The following is a 14,167-nucleotide window of genomic DNA, read 5'->3' as shown; positions in this document are numbered from 1 at the left end:
GCGACGTTTGCCTGCGACGTTTGCCTGCGACGTTTGCCTGCGACGTTTGCCTGCGACGTCTGTCTCGGCAGCTTTCCCGCGCTTCCAGGCCGGCATCTGTTCAGCCATTCCTTGAAAGGAGTGCCACCGATGACCACCAAGGAAGCCACCAAGGCAGCTACTGCAGTCGCTGGCGAGCGCCACTGGGTGACGTTTCGCTTCCGCAGCCAGCAAGGGATCAGGAAGCTCAGCGACCCAGAGGCGCAAAGGATCACCGGCAAGGATCGCAGCTCTCAACAGCACGGCCTGTGCGAGAACGTCGCGAAAGGGCGATCTCCTGAAGTGGCTGCTATCTATCCGTGCCGATGACGCCCAAGACGAAGGCGTTGAATGTGCCGTGCCAACCCACCGATCAGCCTTGAGGCACTTCGGGAACTGCCTCAAGGCTGATCGACCGCCTAAGCGATCGCGCGAGCGGCCTGCAGGCCGGCGTGGGATAATCCGTGCATGCTCGCAACACCCGTCACGCCAGCGATCCACCTGCTGCCCGACCTGCTGATCAGCCAGATCGCGGCCGGTGAAGTCGTCGATCGTCCGGCGTCGGTGGTCAAGGAACTGCTCGAAAACGCCCTAGATGCGGGCAGTTCGACGATCCAGATTCAGCTCGAAGAAGGCGGCGTCAAGCTGATCCGCGTCAGCGACGACGGCTCGGGAATCGCGCGTGACGAACTGGCTCTGGCGCTCACCCGCCACGCCACCTCGAAGATTGCCTCGCTCGACGATCTCGAGCGCGTCGGCACGCTGGGTTTTCGTGGCGAAGCGCTGGCGTCGGTCGCCGGCGTCGCCCGCCTGACGCTGACCAGTAGACAGCGCCTTGACCGCGGCGACAGTGCCACCGCGACGCACGCCTGGCGGCTCGGCGGCGAGCCCGGGGCATCGCCCGAACCGGCTGCGCTGCTCGCCGGCAGCGTCGTCGAAATGCGCGATCTGTACTACAACACGCCAGCCCGCCGCAAATTTCTCAAATCCGAACGGTCCGAATTCGCGCATTGCGCCGAGGCGCTCAAGCGCATCGCACTGGCGCACCCCGAGGTCGCCTTCACCCTCGCGCACAACGGTCGCGTCAGCCTGAGCCTGGCGAGGAGCGATGCGCGCAAGAGAGTCGGTGCGATCCTCGGCGACGACTTTCTGGCCGAGTCGCGCCAGCTCGAGGTGCAAGCCGGTCCGCTTCGCGTTTCGGGTTACTGCGCCCTGCCCGCCTACTCGCGCGCCCGTGCCGATGCCCAGTACTGCTACGTAAATGGCCGCTTCGTGCGCGACAAGCTGTTGGCGCACGCGTTGCGCGAGGCGTATCAAGACCTGCTGCACGGCAGCCGCTACCCCGCCTACTGCCTGTTTCTGGAAATCGACCCGGCCGCCGTCGACGTCAACGTGCACCCCCAGAAAACCGAAGTCCGCTTCCGCGATTCGCGCGCCGTGCACCAGTTTGTCTTTCACGCCGTCCAAGGCCTGTTGGCGACGCCACTGGCTGCCGCGCCCGCGGATTCTTCCCCGTTTTCTTCCTCTTCTCCACCGCCCTCGGCAGGCGGCGAAGGACTCGCACAGGCTCGCTGGCCGGACGCTGCAGCCGGATCGACGGCGGCAAGTGCCGACGGCCGTTCCTTCGGCCCGCGGGTGCCTTACCAGGGTTCGCTGCGTGTCGGTGAGCCCGGCGCCACCGGCACTTACCTGGCGTTTGTCGATGCCGCGCGCTCGCCGGATGGCAGCCTGGCGGCGTCGCAGCCGGCATCGGCGGCAGCCGACGGCGAGCTGCCGCCGCTCGGCTACGCCCTGGCGCAACTGCACGGCGTCTACATCCTGTCCCAGAATAGCCGGGGGCTGGTGGTCGTCGACATGCACGCGGCGCACGAACGGATCCTCTACGAGAAGCTCAAGGGCGGCCTCGATGGGCAGCAGGTGGCAACACAGGCGCTGCTGATTCCAGCTGTCTTCAGTGCCGAAACGATCGACGTCGCTGCCGCCGAGGAGCACGCCGAAACGCTGCGGCGGCTCGGCTTCGATCTGGCCCCGATGGGACCGCGGCAACTAGCGGTACGAGGCATTCCGGCGCTGCTGCAGGCCGCCGACCCGGCGGCGCTGGCGCGATCGCTGTTGAGTGAGCTGCGCGAGCACGGCGTCAGCCAGCTGATGACCGCGCGCCGCAACGAGCTGCTGGCCAGCATGGCCTGCCACGGCGCGGTACGCGCGCGGCGCCTGCTGTCGGTCGCCGAAATGAACGCCCTCCTCCGGCAGATGGAAGAAACCGAGCGTGCCGACCATTGCAACCACGGGCGGCCGACGTGGACGCAACTGACCATGGCTGACCTCGACCGCCACTTCCTGCGCGGCCGATGAACGCCGCAGCGGCGCATCGTTCGCAGCTGCCGCCGGCGATCCTGCTGATGGGGCCGACCGCCAGCGGCAAGACGGCGGTGGCCTTGACCCTGGCGCGCCGCTTTCCGGTCGAACTGATCAGCGTCGATTCGGCGCAGGTTTTTTGCGACATGAATATCGGCACGGCCAAGCCCGACGCGGCAACGCTGGCGCTCTGTCCGCACCACCTGATCGACCTGATCAGTCCGCAGCAAGCATACTCGGCGGCGCGCTTCTGTGCCGACGCGCTGGCGGCGATGACGGCGATCCGCGCGCGCGGCAAGGTGCCCTTGCTCGTCGGCGGGACGATGCTCTATTTCAAGGCGCTGCTCGAAGGCCTGGTCGACCTGCCACCAGCCGACCCGGCGACCCGCGCGGCAATCGACCGGCAAGCCGCCACGGATGGCTGGCCGGCGCTGCACGCCGAACTGGCGCTGCTCGATCCGATCACCGCGGCGCGACTGCACAGTACCGATGCGCAGCGCATCCAGCGGGCGCTGGAAGTATTCCACCTGGCGGGCCGCCCCCTTTCGGCGCTGATCGCCGCCGGCCGGACGCAGGCGCCAACCTCCCAGTTCCTGGCGATCGGGCTAGTGCCGTCCGAGCGCAGCGTCCTCCATCAGCTTATCGCCCAACGCTTCGCCGCGATGCTCGAAAACGGGCTGGAAGACGAAGTCGTCGCGCTGCGCGAGAAGTACGCACTGCACGCCGGCCTGCCGTCAATGCGTTGTGTCGGCTACCGGCAGGTGTGGGAAGTGCAGGAGGGCCGCGCGCCGCGAGGCGAACTGCTCGAACGCGGCATCTACGCCACCCGCCAACTGGCCAAACGTCAGATTACCTGGCTGGGGAATACGCTGCGACCAACGACCGTCGATTGCCTGGCCGCGGACGTCGATGATCAGGTTGCCTGGCAGATCGAGCGTTTCCTGGGCTGAAACCAGCCCCCGCGCTCGCCATGGCTCAGGCGGCGCTGCGCGCGCCCTCACCATGCACTCCGGCCGTCTGCTGCAGGATATCGCGAACTTCCTGTCCGATCGCGTGTAGTAGCTGCGTCTGCGCAAGCAGGTTGTGCTCGATATGCAGCAACTCCTCGATGCGCTCCTCGAGGGTGTCGGTCGCCTGGTGAATCCGCTTGATGCTTTCCAGCCGCCGCTTCAACTGAATCTGGTGCTCGCGAATCTGGATCTCCATCGGCGCCATGATCGCCTTCAACCATCCCTCGGCGTCACGATTGGCGTGCTCGAAGGTCTTTCGTACCTGCACCGCGACCTCCTCAAAAAAGCGCTGCGTGAGCTGGCTCTTTTCGTGCGTCAGAAACTGGAACATGGTGTTGATGTGCGTGCTGCACCAATGATCGAGGCGATCGATTTCCTTCTCGTAGCGCCGCAGTGAGAAAGGAATCGGCGTGCCCAGCTTGAGTCCATGCTCCACAGCGAATTTCTTGTAGATGACCTCCATCATGGTCATGATTTCGGCAACTTCGCTTCTGGAACGGGTGAGGTTGCCGCGGGCAACGTCAAAAAAATGTTGCATGGCTCCGGAGAGCGTCGTGGAGAAGGTCGCGTTGACCATCGCTGCGCGGGTGGTATTGGTCAACAAACGCAGCGAGTCGAGCCCGAGGTGCGTAAACAGGTTGTTGGTCAGCTGTGAAAAAACGCTGCGCACTGCGTAGTAGCGCTGCAGGCCGGTGTCGAACTCGTCCTTCTCGAGCCGCACCTTGCCCATCATGTACTCGACCACGCCCTTGTTCTTGCCACGCAGTTCGGTCAGTTCGGAGACCTGTTCGCGCAGACCAATGAGCCGCGACTCCAGCAGGCTGCGCGTCCGCAGGTAACAATCGGCGAATTCGCCGTCCGTATTGTCGCGAACGATTTCCTGCTTGGCGGGTATCAGTTCCTCGGTAAGCGCGAGTTCGAGTTCGGACAAGCGGCTGCGCCTGAGCAGATCGCGATCGCCGTTGATCTTGGCCAGCAGTGCTTTTTGTGCCGAAACAGGAAAGATCTGGTCTTCCGGCAGGTTGAGCGTCCACGCGCAACTGTCAATCTGCTTGGTAATTTCGGCGTCGATCTGGTCCGACGACTTGAGTTCGTCCCACAGACTGTCGATCTTGTTCAGGACGACGATGCGGCCTTTCTTGCGCCCGCCCAGGGTACCGATGTGTTCGCGCCAGACGGTCAGGTCGGACTGCGTAACGCCGGTATCGGCAGCCAGGATAAACAGCACCGCGTGCGCGTTTGGCAGCAGCGACAAGGTCAGTTCAGGCTCGGTGCCAATCGCGTTGAGGCCGGGCGTGTCGAGGATGACCAATCCTTGCTGCAGCAGCGGATGCGGGAAATTGATGATCGCGTGGCGCCAGCGCGGAATCTCGACGGTGCCAGCCACGTCGACGCGAAAAACCGCGGCATCGTCGTCGGCGACCGTGAAGCCGAGCCTTTCCGCGAACCCACGGTCGACGCGGGTGACGTCGCTGACATGGCGAAGGGCCTCCTGCATGGCACTGGCTGAACTGGTGTCGAGGGGAACGATGGTCCACTCCTCGGGAAAGCGCTTGTACTCGCTGATGCTGTCCTTGGACTCCCGGCTTTCGATCGGCAGCAACTCGATCGATGGCGGCTTGCGCCGGTCGAACATCAGCTCGGTCGGACACATCGTCGTCCGGCCCGGGGTCGACGGAAGGATGCGGTCGCCATAGTCGGAGAAAAAGATGGCGTTGATCAACTCCGACTTGCCGCGCGAGAATTCGGCGACGAAGGCCACATGCAGTCGGTCTTCACGGAGCTTGTCGAGTAAATGGGAGATACGCCGGTCGGTCTGGGCGTCGGTGAGCTCGTTGTCGACCAGCCAGGCACCAAACTTCTCCAGGACCGCGGAGAGCTCGGCGCGCCAGTCACTGTAGGCGGCAAAATGTTGAGCGAGGGTCATGACCAGTTCCGGCGCAAGGTACAGGCCCGCACTCTATCACAAAGTCCAGAGCAATCAGTGACATGGCCAGCACGCGCGGCAGCATGGGTGGTCAGCGCTGGCAAACCCGGCAGTAGAAAGTCGATCGCCCGGCCTGACGGATCACGCGCACCGGCCGCGCGCAGATCGGACACGGAGCGCCCGCGCGGTCATAGACTGCACAGGAAAGCTGGAAGCAGCCCGCGCCGCCGTCGCTGTGTACGTAATCGCGGACGCTGCTGCCGCCGGCCGCGATCGCCGCCTCGAGCGTGGCCCGGATCGAGTCGGCCAACACCCCGTAGCGTCGACGGCTGATCCGGTTGGACGCGCGCAAGGGCGAAATGCCGGCGTGAAAGAGACTCTCGGCGGCGTAGATATTGCCAATCCCGACGACCAGGCGGTTATCCATCAGCAGCGGCTTGACCGGCATCCGCCGGCCGCGGGTTGCGGCGTGCAGCCAGTCGCCGCTGAAAGCGTCAGACAGCGGTTCGATGCCGAGCGCCGCAAGCGCTGGATGCGCCTCGATATCGGTCCCTTCGTGCCAGAGCAGCGCGCCGAAGCGGCGCGGGTCGCGCAGGCGCAGAACCGTCCGGCTGAACAGCAGGTCGAAGTGGTCGTGCTTCTGGGCCGGCGTATCCGGCGACACCAGGCGCAGACTGCCCGACATCCCGAGGTGGATCAGCAGCCAGCCACCGCCGCGGCTGCTCGCGCAGTCGAGCAACAGGTACTTGCCGCGCCGCGCTATGCCGTCGACAGATAATCCGGACAGCCTCGAATGCAGCCCGAGCGGGATCTCGTGACGCAGCCTGGGCGTGCGCACGACGGCACCGACAATGGTTTGTCCAGGCAGATGAGGGAGCAGTCCCTGGCGGCTGACTTCAACTTCCGGCAGTTCTGGCATTGCTGCTACCGCGAAAAGTCCATAACATGCGCAGCAGGAATTATGGCGCAAACCCCGGCCAGTTCTGGCAACTGTTTGCCGCAGGCAAGGAAACCATGAAATATATCAAGAGTACCCTCCTTGGCGCCGCCCTGGCGCTTGCCTTCGGCATGTCCGCGCCGGCGGCAGGAGACCCACCACAAGACAGGCAGGAGAAGCCGAGCAAAGCGGGCAAGGCCGCCAAGCCAGGCAAGCGCGCGCCCAGGGCGAACACATCGGAATCGATCGTTCCCCACCCCGAAGCTACGGACGGCAGCGAACTGACCGGACAGGTGGTCTATCAGGTTCTGCTCGCCGAAGTTGCCCTGCAGCGCGGGCGCAACGAATTCGCCAGCCAGGCCTACGCCGACCTGGCCACGCGTACCCGCGACGCCGCCATCCTCGAACGGGCGATCGAGGTCGCTGGTTATGCGCGTCGTTTTGACCGCGTTCAGCAGCTTGCACGTCTGTGGGTCGAGGTCGACCCCGAGTCCAAACGCGCCCAGCAGGTGCTGGTCGGCGTGCTGGTCATGTCCAACCAGCTCGACGGCCTTGCCCCACAGTTGATCAGCATGCTTGAAGCAGACCGGCCGGCACTGCCGGGCAACCTGCTGGCGCTGAACCGGATGTTCGCCCGCAACCCCGATCGCCAGGCCGTCCTGCAGCTGATCAAGAAGGTTTGCGCCCCCTTCCTCGACCTTCCCGAGGCGCATTACGCTCTGGCCGTGGCTGCCAGCGCCGCCGGCGAGCACGAACAGGCGCTCGCCGAAGCGCGGCAGGCACTCCAATTGAGACCGGACTGGGAGCCGGGCGCCCTGCTGCAGGCGCAACTGCTGGCCCGCAAGTCGCCTGGCGAGGCGATCGTTTCGCTGCAAGCCTTTGCCGAAAAATATCCGCAGGCGCGCGACGTTCAGCTGCATCTGGCGCGCGCGCTGGTCGGCGAGAAGCGCTATGCCGAAGCCAAACGGCTGTTCGAGCAGTTGCTGCTGGCCTACCCGAACAACCCAGACGTGGTCTACCCGGTGGCCATCCTGGCGCTGCAGGAAAACGACAAGGTGCTCGCCGAGGCGCAACTCAAACACTTGGTTACGCTCGACATCCCCGACAAGAGCGCGCCCTATTATTATCTCGGCCAGGTCGCCGAAGAAAACAGGCAGGAGGCTGAAGCGCTGGCCTATTATCGGCAGGTCGGCCCGGGCGAACACTATCTGCCGGCGCAAATACGCAGCGCTGCCATCATCGCCCAGCAGGGCAAGCTTGACGAGGCCAGGAGTCTGCTGCGCGATGCGGCCGCCCGCGACCCGCAGCTGCGAGTCCAGCTGGTGATCGCCGAAGCGGCGCTGCTGCGTGACGCGAAGCAGACCGAGGCGGCGCTGCAACTGCTGGAAGAGGATCTCAAGGAGCAACCGGCGCAAACCGATCTGCTTTATGAATCGGCCCTGATGGCTGAGCGGCTCGGCCGCCTGGAACTGATGGAAAGCCGCCTGCGCAAGCTGATCGAGCTGCAGCCGGACAGCGCGCAGGCCTACAATGCGCTCGGCTACTCGTACGCCGACCGCAATGTGCGACTGCCGGAAGCACGACAGTTGATCGAAAAAGCGCTCAAGCTGGCTCCCAACGACCCTTTCATTCTCGACAGCATGGCCTGGGTGCTTTACCGCCAGGGTGATCTCGAAGGCGCCCTGACGCACCTGCAGCGCGCCTACGCGCAGCGCCCGGACGCCGAGATCGCGGCGCACCTCGGCGAAGTGCTGTGGATGCTCGGCCGCAAGGACGAGGCGCAGCGCACCTTGCGCGAAGCGCAAAAGAAGCATCCGGCCAGCGAGGAGATCCAGGAAGCACTGAAGAGGTTCTCGCCCTGAGTCCGCCGTACCGGAAAGCGGGCGCCCGCCCGCTCGCAGCGGCGGGCCAGCGACCCCTGTTACTGCTGTGCGCACTGCTCGGCCTAAGCGCCTGCGGCACCCTGCAGGCACCTGCCGTAACACCCCCACTCGTTCAGCGTGACAGCCTGCACGCGTTTTCGCTGGCCGGCCGCTTTTCCTTGCGTCATGACGGCAAGAGCAGCATCGGTCAGCTGAACTGGCGGCATGGTCAAGATGGCGACGAACTGCTGTTGTCGTCGCCGCTCGGGCAAGGCATCGCAGAGATTGTCAGCAACGCCAGCGGCGCACGGCTGACCGGCAACGACGGCAGCGTCCATGACGCCGCCAGCGCTGACGAACTGCTGCTGTCGATCCTCGGTTATCCCTTGCCGTTGAGCAAGCTGAGCGACTGGGTACGCGGCCGGACGACGGACGCCGACCAACTCACCGTCGACCCGCTTGGCCGTCCGCTGCACCTGCGCGACGAGTACTGGCGGATCGACTACGAGTACGACAGCGACGATCCGCAGGCGCTGCCCGGGCGCCTGCTCGTCGAGCGCGAAAGCGTTCTCGAACTGCGCCTGCGGATCGACGACTGGAGCCCGTTGGCCCCGGCAGATTCCGCAGACCCGGCACGGTGAAGTCTACCGGCCGGAACTGGGGTTGGCACAGCGTGTACCCGGCGCCGGCCAAGCTCAACCTCTTCCTGCACGTCGTCGGCCGGCGCGCCGATGGCTACCACCTGCTGCAGACCGTCTTTTGCTTCCTGGAGCGTGGCGACCGCCTGCGCTTTTCCCCACGTGCCGACGGCTCGGTACAGCTGACCACACCGCTACCCGGAGTGCCGGCGGCAAGCGATCTGACCGTCCGCGCCGCCCGCCTGTTGCAGGCGGCGAGCGGCTGCCGGCTGGGCGTCGAGATCAGTATCAAAAAGAATCTGCCGCTGGGTGGCGGCCTCGGTGGCGGCAGCTCGGATGCCGCCACCGTCCTGCTGGCGCTGAACCACCTCTGGCAACTGGGTTTGCCTCGACAGCGACTGCAGGAAATCGGCCTCGAGCTCGGCGCCGACGTGCCGATCTTTGTTTTCGGGCGAAACGCCTTTGCCGAAGGCGTCGGCGAGGCCCTGCAGGCGGTCGACCTGCCGCAGCGCTGGTACGTGGTCCTTGAACCGCCGGTGCAGGCCGCCACGGCAGCCATTTTTGGCGCTCCTGAACTCAAGCGCGACTCGCTCCCGATCACCGCCGAGCAGTGGCGCTCCGGGTTCGGCGGCAACGACCTGCAGGCCGTGGCGTGCAAGCGCTTTCCGGTAATTGGCGAGCACCTGGCGTGGCTGTCGGCTTGTTCGCCGGCCCGGATGACGGGTTCCGGCGCCTGCGTATTCGCTGAATTCGCCACCATCGAACAAGCCCGACTGGCCCTTGAGCAAATGCCCCCGGGCGTTCGCGGCTGGGTCGCCGCGGGTCTCGAAGATCACCCCCTGCGGCAACTGGCGCCCTGATCCCGCGGAGCGATCACCAGATTTGTCGTTGCCGGGCTTCCTTTTCCTGAACAATCCCCGGTATAATGCGCGCCTCGTTCGCCGGCAAGGCGATACGAGCGACAGCTGGGGAGTCGCCAAGTTGGTCAAGGCACCGGATTTTGATTCCGGCATTCGAAGGTTCGAATCCTTCTTCCCCAGCCATTCCATTTCTGTCAAAGCGGGCAGGCCAGCTTGCCTGTGCCCGTCTTGCTTTACACGGCGCCCGTTCGGCAGGCGCCTCGGGAAGCGCTCCATGGCCTACGACAGCCTGATGGTATTCACCGGCAATGCCAACCCTGCGTTGGCCGCCGAAGTCGTCAAGCGCCTCAATATATCGCTCGGTCGAGCCCAGGTCGGGCGCTTTTCCGACGGCGAAATCAGCGTCGAAATCCAGGAGCATGTGCGCGGCATGGACGTGTTCATCCTGCAATCGACCTGCGCGCCGACCAACGAGAACCTGATGGAACTGCTGGTCATGGTCGACGCGCTCAAGCGCGCCTCGGCTGCCCGGATCACTGCCGCCATCCCGTACTTTGGCTACGCCCGCCAGGATCGCCGCGTGCGCTCCGCGCGGGTACCGATCGCCGCCAAGCTGGTCGCCGACCTGCTGACCGCTGCCGGCGTACACCGGGTGTTGACGATGGACCTGCACACCGAGCAGATTCAGGGCTTCTTCAATATCCCGGTGGACAACATCTACTCGCTGCCGATCATGCTCGGCGACGTCTGGAAGAAGGACTTCGACCACCTGATGGTCGTTTCTCCCGACGTCGGCGGCGTCGTTCGCGCGCGCGCGCTGGCCAAGCGGCTCGAATGCGACCTGGCGATCATCGACAAGCGGCGGCCGAAGGCCAACGTTTCCGAAGTAATGAACATCATCGGCGAGGTCCAGGGACGCACCTGCGTGATCATGGACGACCTGGTCGACACTGCCGGGACCTTGTGCAAGGCTGCCACCGCGCTCAAGGAGGACGGTGCCCGGCACGTCCTCGCCTACTGCGTGCACCCGGTGCTCTCGGGCAGCGCCGTCGACCGCATCAATGCTTCCGACCTCGACGAACTGGTGGTCACCGACACCATTCCGCTACGTGACGACGCCAAGAACTCGCCGCGCATCCGGCAGCTGTCGGTCGCCGAAGTGATGGCCGAGACGATTCGCCGGATCAGCAACGAAGATTCCGTTTCCTCGCTGTTCATCGAGTGAGACGCTGGCCGCTGTCCCAACAGATTTCTAAACCCCCCGCCTGGTCGCGGGCGGGGTTTGTATCAACCAGGAGCTGTCAATGAAATTTCAACTTGAAGCGCGCAAGCGCACCTTGCAGGGGTCCGGAGCGAGCCGCCGCCTGCGCCGCGCGCATCGCGTCCCGGCCATCGTCTACGGTGGAACGGCCGCACCGCTGCTGATCGAACTCGATCACAACGAAATCCTGCTGAGCCTGCGCAAGGAAGCGTTCGGGTCGTCGGTGATCACGCTGATGATCGATGGCGCCCGCCAGGACGCCATCCTGCGCGATTCACAGATGCACCCGTGGAAGCCGCTGGTGCTGCATTGTGACTTCCTGCGCGTCGACGCCACGCATGCCATCCACCAGACCATCCCGCTGCACTTTGTCAATGGCGACATCGCCCCCGGCGTCAAGCTCGCGGCGGGTGTCGTCGCACCGGTGCTCAACGATATCGAAGTTAGCTGCCTGCCGCAGGATCTGCCGGCGTTCATCGAGGTGGACCTGAAGGATCTCGAACTCGGGGACTCGATTCACCTGTCGCAGCTCGTTTTCCCGGCCAACGTCACCCCGGTGGGCAGTGGCGACGATCTGGTCGTGGTCTCCGTCCAGGCACCAAAGGTGACCGCAGCCGATGCCGCCGAGGATGCCGAGGACGCCGCGGCTGCTGGCGAAGAGCCTGCCGCCGGCTAAACGGGGCAGCCCATACCCGGCCGCCGTCCGGCACCCGGTGCCCGCGGCGGCTCTTTTTTTCGCAGCCTCAATCATGTCGCGACCCCGCCTGATCGTCGGCCTCGGCAACCCCGGCGGCCAATACGAGGACAACCGGCACAATGTCGGCTTCTGGTTCGTCGACCAGCTGGCGGGTCGCTTGCGGGCGCCACTTGCGCCGCAGGGCAGGTTTCTCGGCCGGGTCGCCCGCCACCAGGACCTGTGGCTCTTGCAGCCAATGACCTTCATGAACCTCTCCGGCCAGTCGGTGGCGGCGCTGGCGCGTTTCTACCGGATCGCCGCCGACGAGACGCTGATCGTCCATGACGACCTCGACCTCGATCCCGGCAGCATCCGCCTCAAACAAGGCGGCGGCAACGGTGGCCACAACGGCCTGAAAGACATCCAGGCGCGACTGTCGACCGCCGATTTCTGGCGCCTGCGCCTCGGAATCGGTCATCCCGGCGAACGCGCCGAAGTGGTCAACTACGTCCTCAAAGCGCCCCGGCGCGAAGAGCAGGAGCTGATCGACCGCGCCATCGACCGCTGCCTGCTGGCCTGGCCGGCACTCGCCGCCGGCGACTACGCGGCCGCGCAACGGCAGCTCCACGTCAAGACGCCCTCACCATAGGAATCAGAGCATGAGCCTCAAATGCGGCATCGTCGGCCTGCCGAACGTCGGCAAATCGACCCTCTTCAATGCCCTCACCAAAGCCGGAATCGCCGCCGAGAACTACCCCTTCTGCACCATCGAGCCCAACGTCGGCATCGTCGAAGTCCCCGACCCACGGCTCGCACAGCTTACCGCGATCGTCAAGCCACAACGGGTACAGCCGGCGATCGTCGAGTTTGTCGACATTGCCGGACTGGTCGCCGGGGCCTCGAAGGGGGAAGGCCTGGGCAACCAGTTCCTGGCCAACATCCGCGAGACCGACGCTATCGTCAATGTCGTCCGCTGCTTCGACGACGAAAACGTCGTCCATGTCTCCGGCCGCGTTGACCCCTTGTCGGACATCGAAACGATCATGACCGAACTGGCGCTCGCCGACCTGGCCGCCGTCGAACGTACGCTCAACCGCGAGAACAAGAAGGCCCGCTCCGGTGACAAGGAAGCGCAGCAGGTCGTCGCCATTCTCGAACGCCTGCTGCCGCATCTCAACCAGGGCCATCCGGCGCGCACGCTGTCACTTTCCGACGAAGAAAAGGCGCTGCTCAAACCGCTTTGCCTGCTGACCATCAAGCCGACGATGTACGTCGGCAATGTCCTCGAAGACGGTTTCGAGAACAATCCGCACCTCGACAGCCTGCGCGCCCATGCCGCCGGCGAAGGCGCGCCGGTGGTCGCCCTGTGCGCCAAGATCGAAGCCGAACTCGCCGACCTGGACGACGAAGACAAACACGCTTTCCTCGCCGACCTCGGGCTTGAAGAACCGGGGTTGAACCGCCTGATTCGCGTCGGCTACCAGTTGCTCGGTCTGCAGACCTACTTCACCGCCGGCGTCAAGGAGGTCCGGGCATGGACCATCCACGTCGGCGATACGGCACCGCAGGCCGCCGGTGTCATCCACACCGACTTCGAACGCGGCTTCATCCGCGCGCAGACCATCGCCCTCGCCGACTTCATCGCCTGCAAGGGCGAACAGGGCGCCAAGGAGGCCGGGAAAATGCGCGCCGAAGGCAAGGACTACATCGTCAAGGACGGCGATGTGCTGAACTTCCTGTTCAACGTCTGAGCCCAGGAGTGGGATCACGGCATCCCACAGCACCCCAATAACCCCCCGTAAATCCATGTGATTACGGGGTTTAGTGTTGGTGGCGGTTTCATGACGTCCGTTGCCCTCCCGCAAGTGCCGAGAACCGGCAGTTTATGCAAAATCGATTTTGCACGAAAACGGGCGTGAGTGGAGCCGCGAGGCGGGCCAACCGAAGCTCCACAGCGTGAAGTAGTGTGACACGGCATGCCCGACGGCAAGAAAATTACCCGCGATTTAGAACCCGCCAACCTTTGGGTATTTCAATCACATCTCGGCAATTGTTATCAAGGGGGGGTGTAGGCATAAAATAGCTTGCCAATCACAACAATATTTACATGCCAAGCCATCCCCTTGTTGCCTGGATAGGGCGAACCGATCTCAAAGCCGCCGCCGGTGAGCCCGACGCTGGCGTCGGGCCCATCGCGCAGGGCGTTCAGGCCGGCAGCTACGACCCAATTTATCTGCTCAGTGATTTTCCGGCGGCGGAGGCGAAGTCCTATATCAAGTGGCTAGAATCCCGGACAGGTGCAGCGATTCACCTCCACACCGTCAGGCTGACCTCCCCGATCAATTTTGGTGAAATTTATGAGCGAGTTGTGGAGGTTCTGGAGGCAATCGACCGGCGTGGGACGCAGCTGACCTATCACCTCAGCCCGGGCACTCCGGCCATGGCTTCAGTCTGGATTCTGTTGGCGAAAACAACCCACCCGGCCCGGCTGATACACAATGCTCTCAACGTATCAGAACAAAGTCATACCCCGTTCTTGTAAGCATGTGATAAATGTGGCTTTTGCGTGAATTTTCTGGGGGATGACCGGTTTGGTTTAATCTGGACGAGGTTCTTGATC

The 14,167-nt window shown here is 64.4% G+C and carries 13 protein-coding genes and 1 tRNA gene; 12 read left to right on the top strand and 2 right to left on the bottom strand.

Going from position 1 to position 14,167, the window contains the following annotated elements; all coding sequences use genetic code 11:
• Positions 1 to 129 precede the first annotated feature (129 nt).
• The 3 genes from Q1L50_RS15300 to miaA all read left to right on the top strand — a co-directional run bounded on the left by Q1L50_RS15300 (position 130) and on the right by miaA (position 3,326).
• On the top strand, positions 130 to 348 hold the full coding sequence (locus Q1L50_RS15300) for a catalase (protein ID WP_300340197.1): 219 nt from the start codon (positions 130 to 132) through the stop codon (positions 346 to 348).
• Positions 349 to 486: 138 nt separating this feature from the next.
• Complete coding sequence (gene mutL / locus Q1L50_RS15295) at positions 487 to 2,373, top strand: DNA mismatch repair endonuclease MutL (protein WP_300340194.1); 1,887 nt, start codon at positions 487 to 489, stop codon at positions 2,371 to 2,373.
• Positions 2,370 to 3,326: a tRNA (adenosine(37)-N6)-dimethylallyltransferase MiaA gene (gene miaA / locus Q1L50_RS15290; protein ID WP_300340192.1), complete on the top strand. Its 957-nt coding sequence runs from the start codon at positions 2,370 to 2,372 to the stop codon at positions 3,324 to 3,326. The genes mutL and miaA overlap by 4 nt, the downstream gene beginning before the upstream one ends.
• Before the next feature lie 25 nt (positions 3,327 to 3,351).
• On the opposite strand, the gene Q1L50_RS15285 is transcribed toward miaA, so the two are convergent.
• Together Q1L50_RS15285 and mutM are read right to left on the bottom strand one after the other, a co-directional pair.
• Complete coding sequence (locus Q1L50_RS15285; protein ID WP_300340190.1) at positions 3,352 to 5,313, bottom strand: dynamin family protein; 1,962 nt, start codon at positions 5,311 to 5,313, stop codon at positions 3,352 to 3,354.
• 91 nt (positions 5,314 to 5,404) lie between these two features.
• The gene (mutM, locus tag Q1L50_RS15280) at positions 5,405 to 6,232 is read right to left on the bottom strand and encodes a bifunctional DNA-formamidopyrimidine glycosylase/DNA-(apurinic or apyrimidinic site) lyase (RefSeq protein ID WP_300340188.1); all 828 of its coding nucleotides are present in this window, start codon (positions 6,230 to 6,232) and stop codon (positions 5,405 to 5,407) included.
• Between the two features lie 95 nt (positions 6,233 to 6,327).
• On the opposite strand from mutM, the gene Q1L50_RS15275 reads away from it, so the two are divergent.
• The 9 genes from Q1L50_RS15275 (at position 6,328) to Q1L50_RS15235 (ending at position 14,089) form a co-directional block, all read left to right on the top strand.
• Positions 6,328 to 8,112, top strand: a complete 1,785-nt coding sequence (locus Q1L50_RS15275; protein WP_300340185.1) for a tetratricopeptide repeat protein — start codon at positions 6,328 to 6,330, stop codon at positions 8,110 to 8,112.
• Complete coding sequence (gene lolB / locus Q1L50_RS15270) at positions 8,004 to 8,753, top strand: lipoprotein insertase outer membrane protein LolB (protein WP_300340182.1); 750 nt, start codon at positions 8,004 to 8,006, stop codon at positions 8,751 to 8,753. The genes Q1L50_RS15275 and lolB overlap by 109 nt, the downstream gene beginning before the upstream one ends.
• Positions 8,750 to 9,610: a 4-(cytidine 5'-diphospho)-2-C-methyl-D-erythritol kinase gene (gene ispE / locus Q1L50_RS15265; RefSeq protein ID WP_300340179.1), complete on the top strand. Its 861-nt coding sequence runs from the start codon at positions 8,750 to 8,752 to the stop codon at positions 9,608 to 9,610. The genes lolB and ispE overlap by 4 nt, the downstream gene beginning before the upstream one ends.
• Before the next feature lie 106 nt (positions 9,611 to 9,716).
• Positions 9,717 to 9,793, top strand: a tRNA-Gln gene (locus Q1L50_RS15260).
• Between the two features lie 91 nt (positions 9,794 to 9,884).
• Entirely contained in the window at positions 9,885 to 10,835 is a 951-nt protein-coding gene (locus Q1L50_RS15255) for a ribose-phosphate pyrophosphokinase (RefSeq protein WP_300340176.1), read from the top strand.
• 79 nt (positions 10,836 to 10,914) lie between these two features.
• Positions 10,915 to 11,547: a 50S ribosomal protein L25/general stress protein Ctc gene (locus Q1L50_RS15250; protein WP_300340175.1), complete on the top strand. Its 633-nt coding sequence runs from the start codon at positions 10,915 to 10,917 to the stop codon at positions 11,545 to 11,547.
• A 73-nt stretch (positions 11,548 to 11,620) separates the two neighbouring features.
• A complete protein-coding gene (gene pth, locus Q1L50_RS15245; protein ID WP_300340173.1) occupies positions 11,621 to 12,196 on the top strand; it encodes an aminoacyl-tRNA hydrolase in 576 nt (191 codons plus the stop codon).
• A gap of 10 nt (positions 12,197 to 12,206) precedes the next feature.
• Entirely contained in the window at positions 12,207 to 13,298 is a 1,092-nt protein-coding gene (ychF, locus tag Q1L50_RS15240; RefSeq protein ID WP_300340172.1) for a redox-regulated ATPase YchF, read from the top strand.
• A gap of 356 nt (positions 13,299 to 13,654) precedes the next feature.
• Positions 13,655 to 14,089 (top strand): hypothetical protein, encoded by a 435-nt coding sequence (locus tag Q1L50_RS15235; RefSeq protein WP_300340170.1) that lies wholly within the window; start codon positions 13,655 to 13,657, stop codon positions 14,087 to 14,089.
• The last annotated feature ends 78 nt before the right edge of the window (positions 14,090 to 14,167 follow it).

Source organism: Accumulibacter sp. (genome assembly GCF_029255145.1).
Classification (GTDB): Bacteria; Pseudomonadota; Gammaproteobacteria; order Burkholderiales; family Rhodocyclaceae; genus Accumulibacter.
The sequence above is the reverse complement of the archived record's forward strand: the minus strand, read 5'-3'. Positions and strand labels throughout refer to the sequence as shown.

Excerpts from the sequence above, each read along its gene's own strand:
- Q1L50_RS15250 (WP_300340175.1), top strand. The coding sequence starts at position 10,915 with ATGAAATTTCAACTTGAAGCGCGCAAGCGCACCTTGCAGGGGTCCGGA.
- mutM (WP_300340188.1), bottom strand. The coding sequence starts at position 6,232 with ATGCCAGAACTGCCGGAAGTTGAAGTCAGCCGCCAGGGACTGCTCCCT.
- Q1L50_RS15235 (WP_300340170.1), top strand. The coding sequence starts at position 13,655 with ATGCCAAGCCATCCCCTTGTTGCCTGGATAGGGCGAACCGATCTCAAA.
- ychF (WP_300340172.1), top strand. The coding sequence starts at position 12,207 with ATGAGCCTCAAATGCGGCATCGTCGGCCTGCCGAACGTCGGCAAATCG.
- pth (WP_300340173.1), top strand. The coding sequence starts at position 11,621 with ATGTCGCGACCCCGCCTGATCGTCGGCCTCGGCAACCCCGGCGGCCAA.
- miaA (WP_300340192.1), top strand. The coding sequence starts at position 2,370 with ATGAACGCCGCAGCGGCGCATCGTTCGCAGCTGCCGCCGGCGATCCTG.
- Q1L50_RS15285 (WP_300340190.1), bottom strand. The coding sequence starts at position 5,313 with ATGACCCTCGCTCAACATTTTGCCGCCTACAGTGACTGGCGCGCCGAG.
- mutL (WP_300340194.1), top strand. The coding sequence starts at position 487 with ATGCTCGCAACACCCGTCACGCCAGCGATCCACCTGCTGCCCGACCTG.
- Q1L50_RS15275 (WP_300340185.1), top strand. The coding sequence starts at position 6,328 with ATGAAATATATCAAGAGTACCCTCCTTGGCGCCGCCCTGGCGCTTGCC.
- Q1L50_RS15255 (WP_300340176.1), top strand. The coding sequence starts at position 9,885 with ATGGCCTACGACAGCCTGATGGTATTCACCGGCAATGCCAACCCTGCG.
- Q1L50_RS15300 (WP_300340197.1), top strand. The coding sequence starts at position 130 with ATGACCACCAAGGAAGCCACCAAGGCAGCTACTGCAGTCGCTGGCGAG.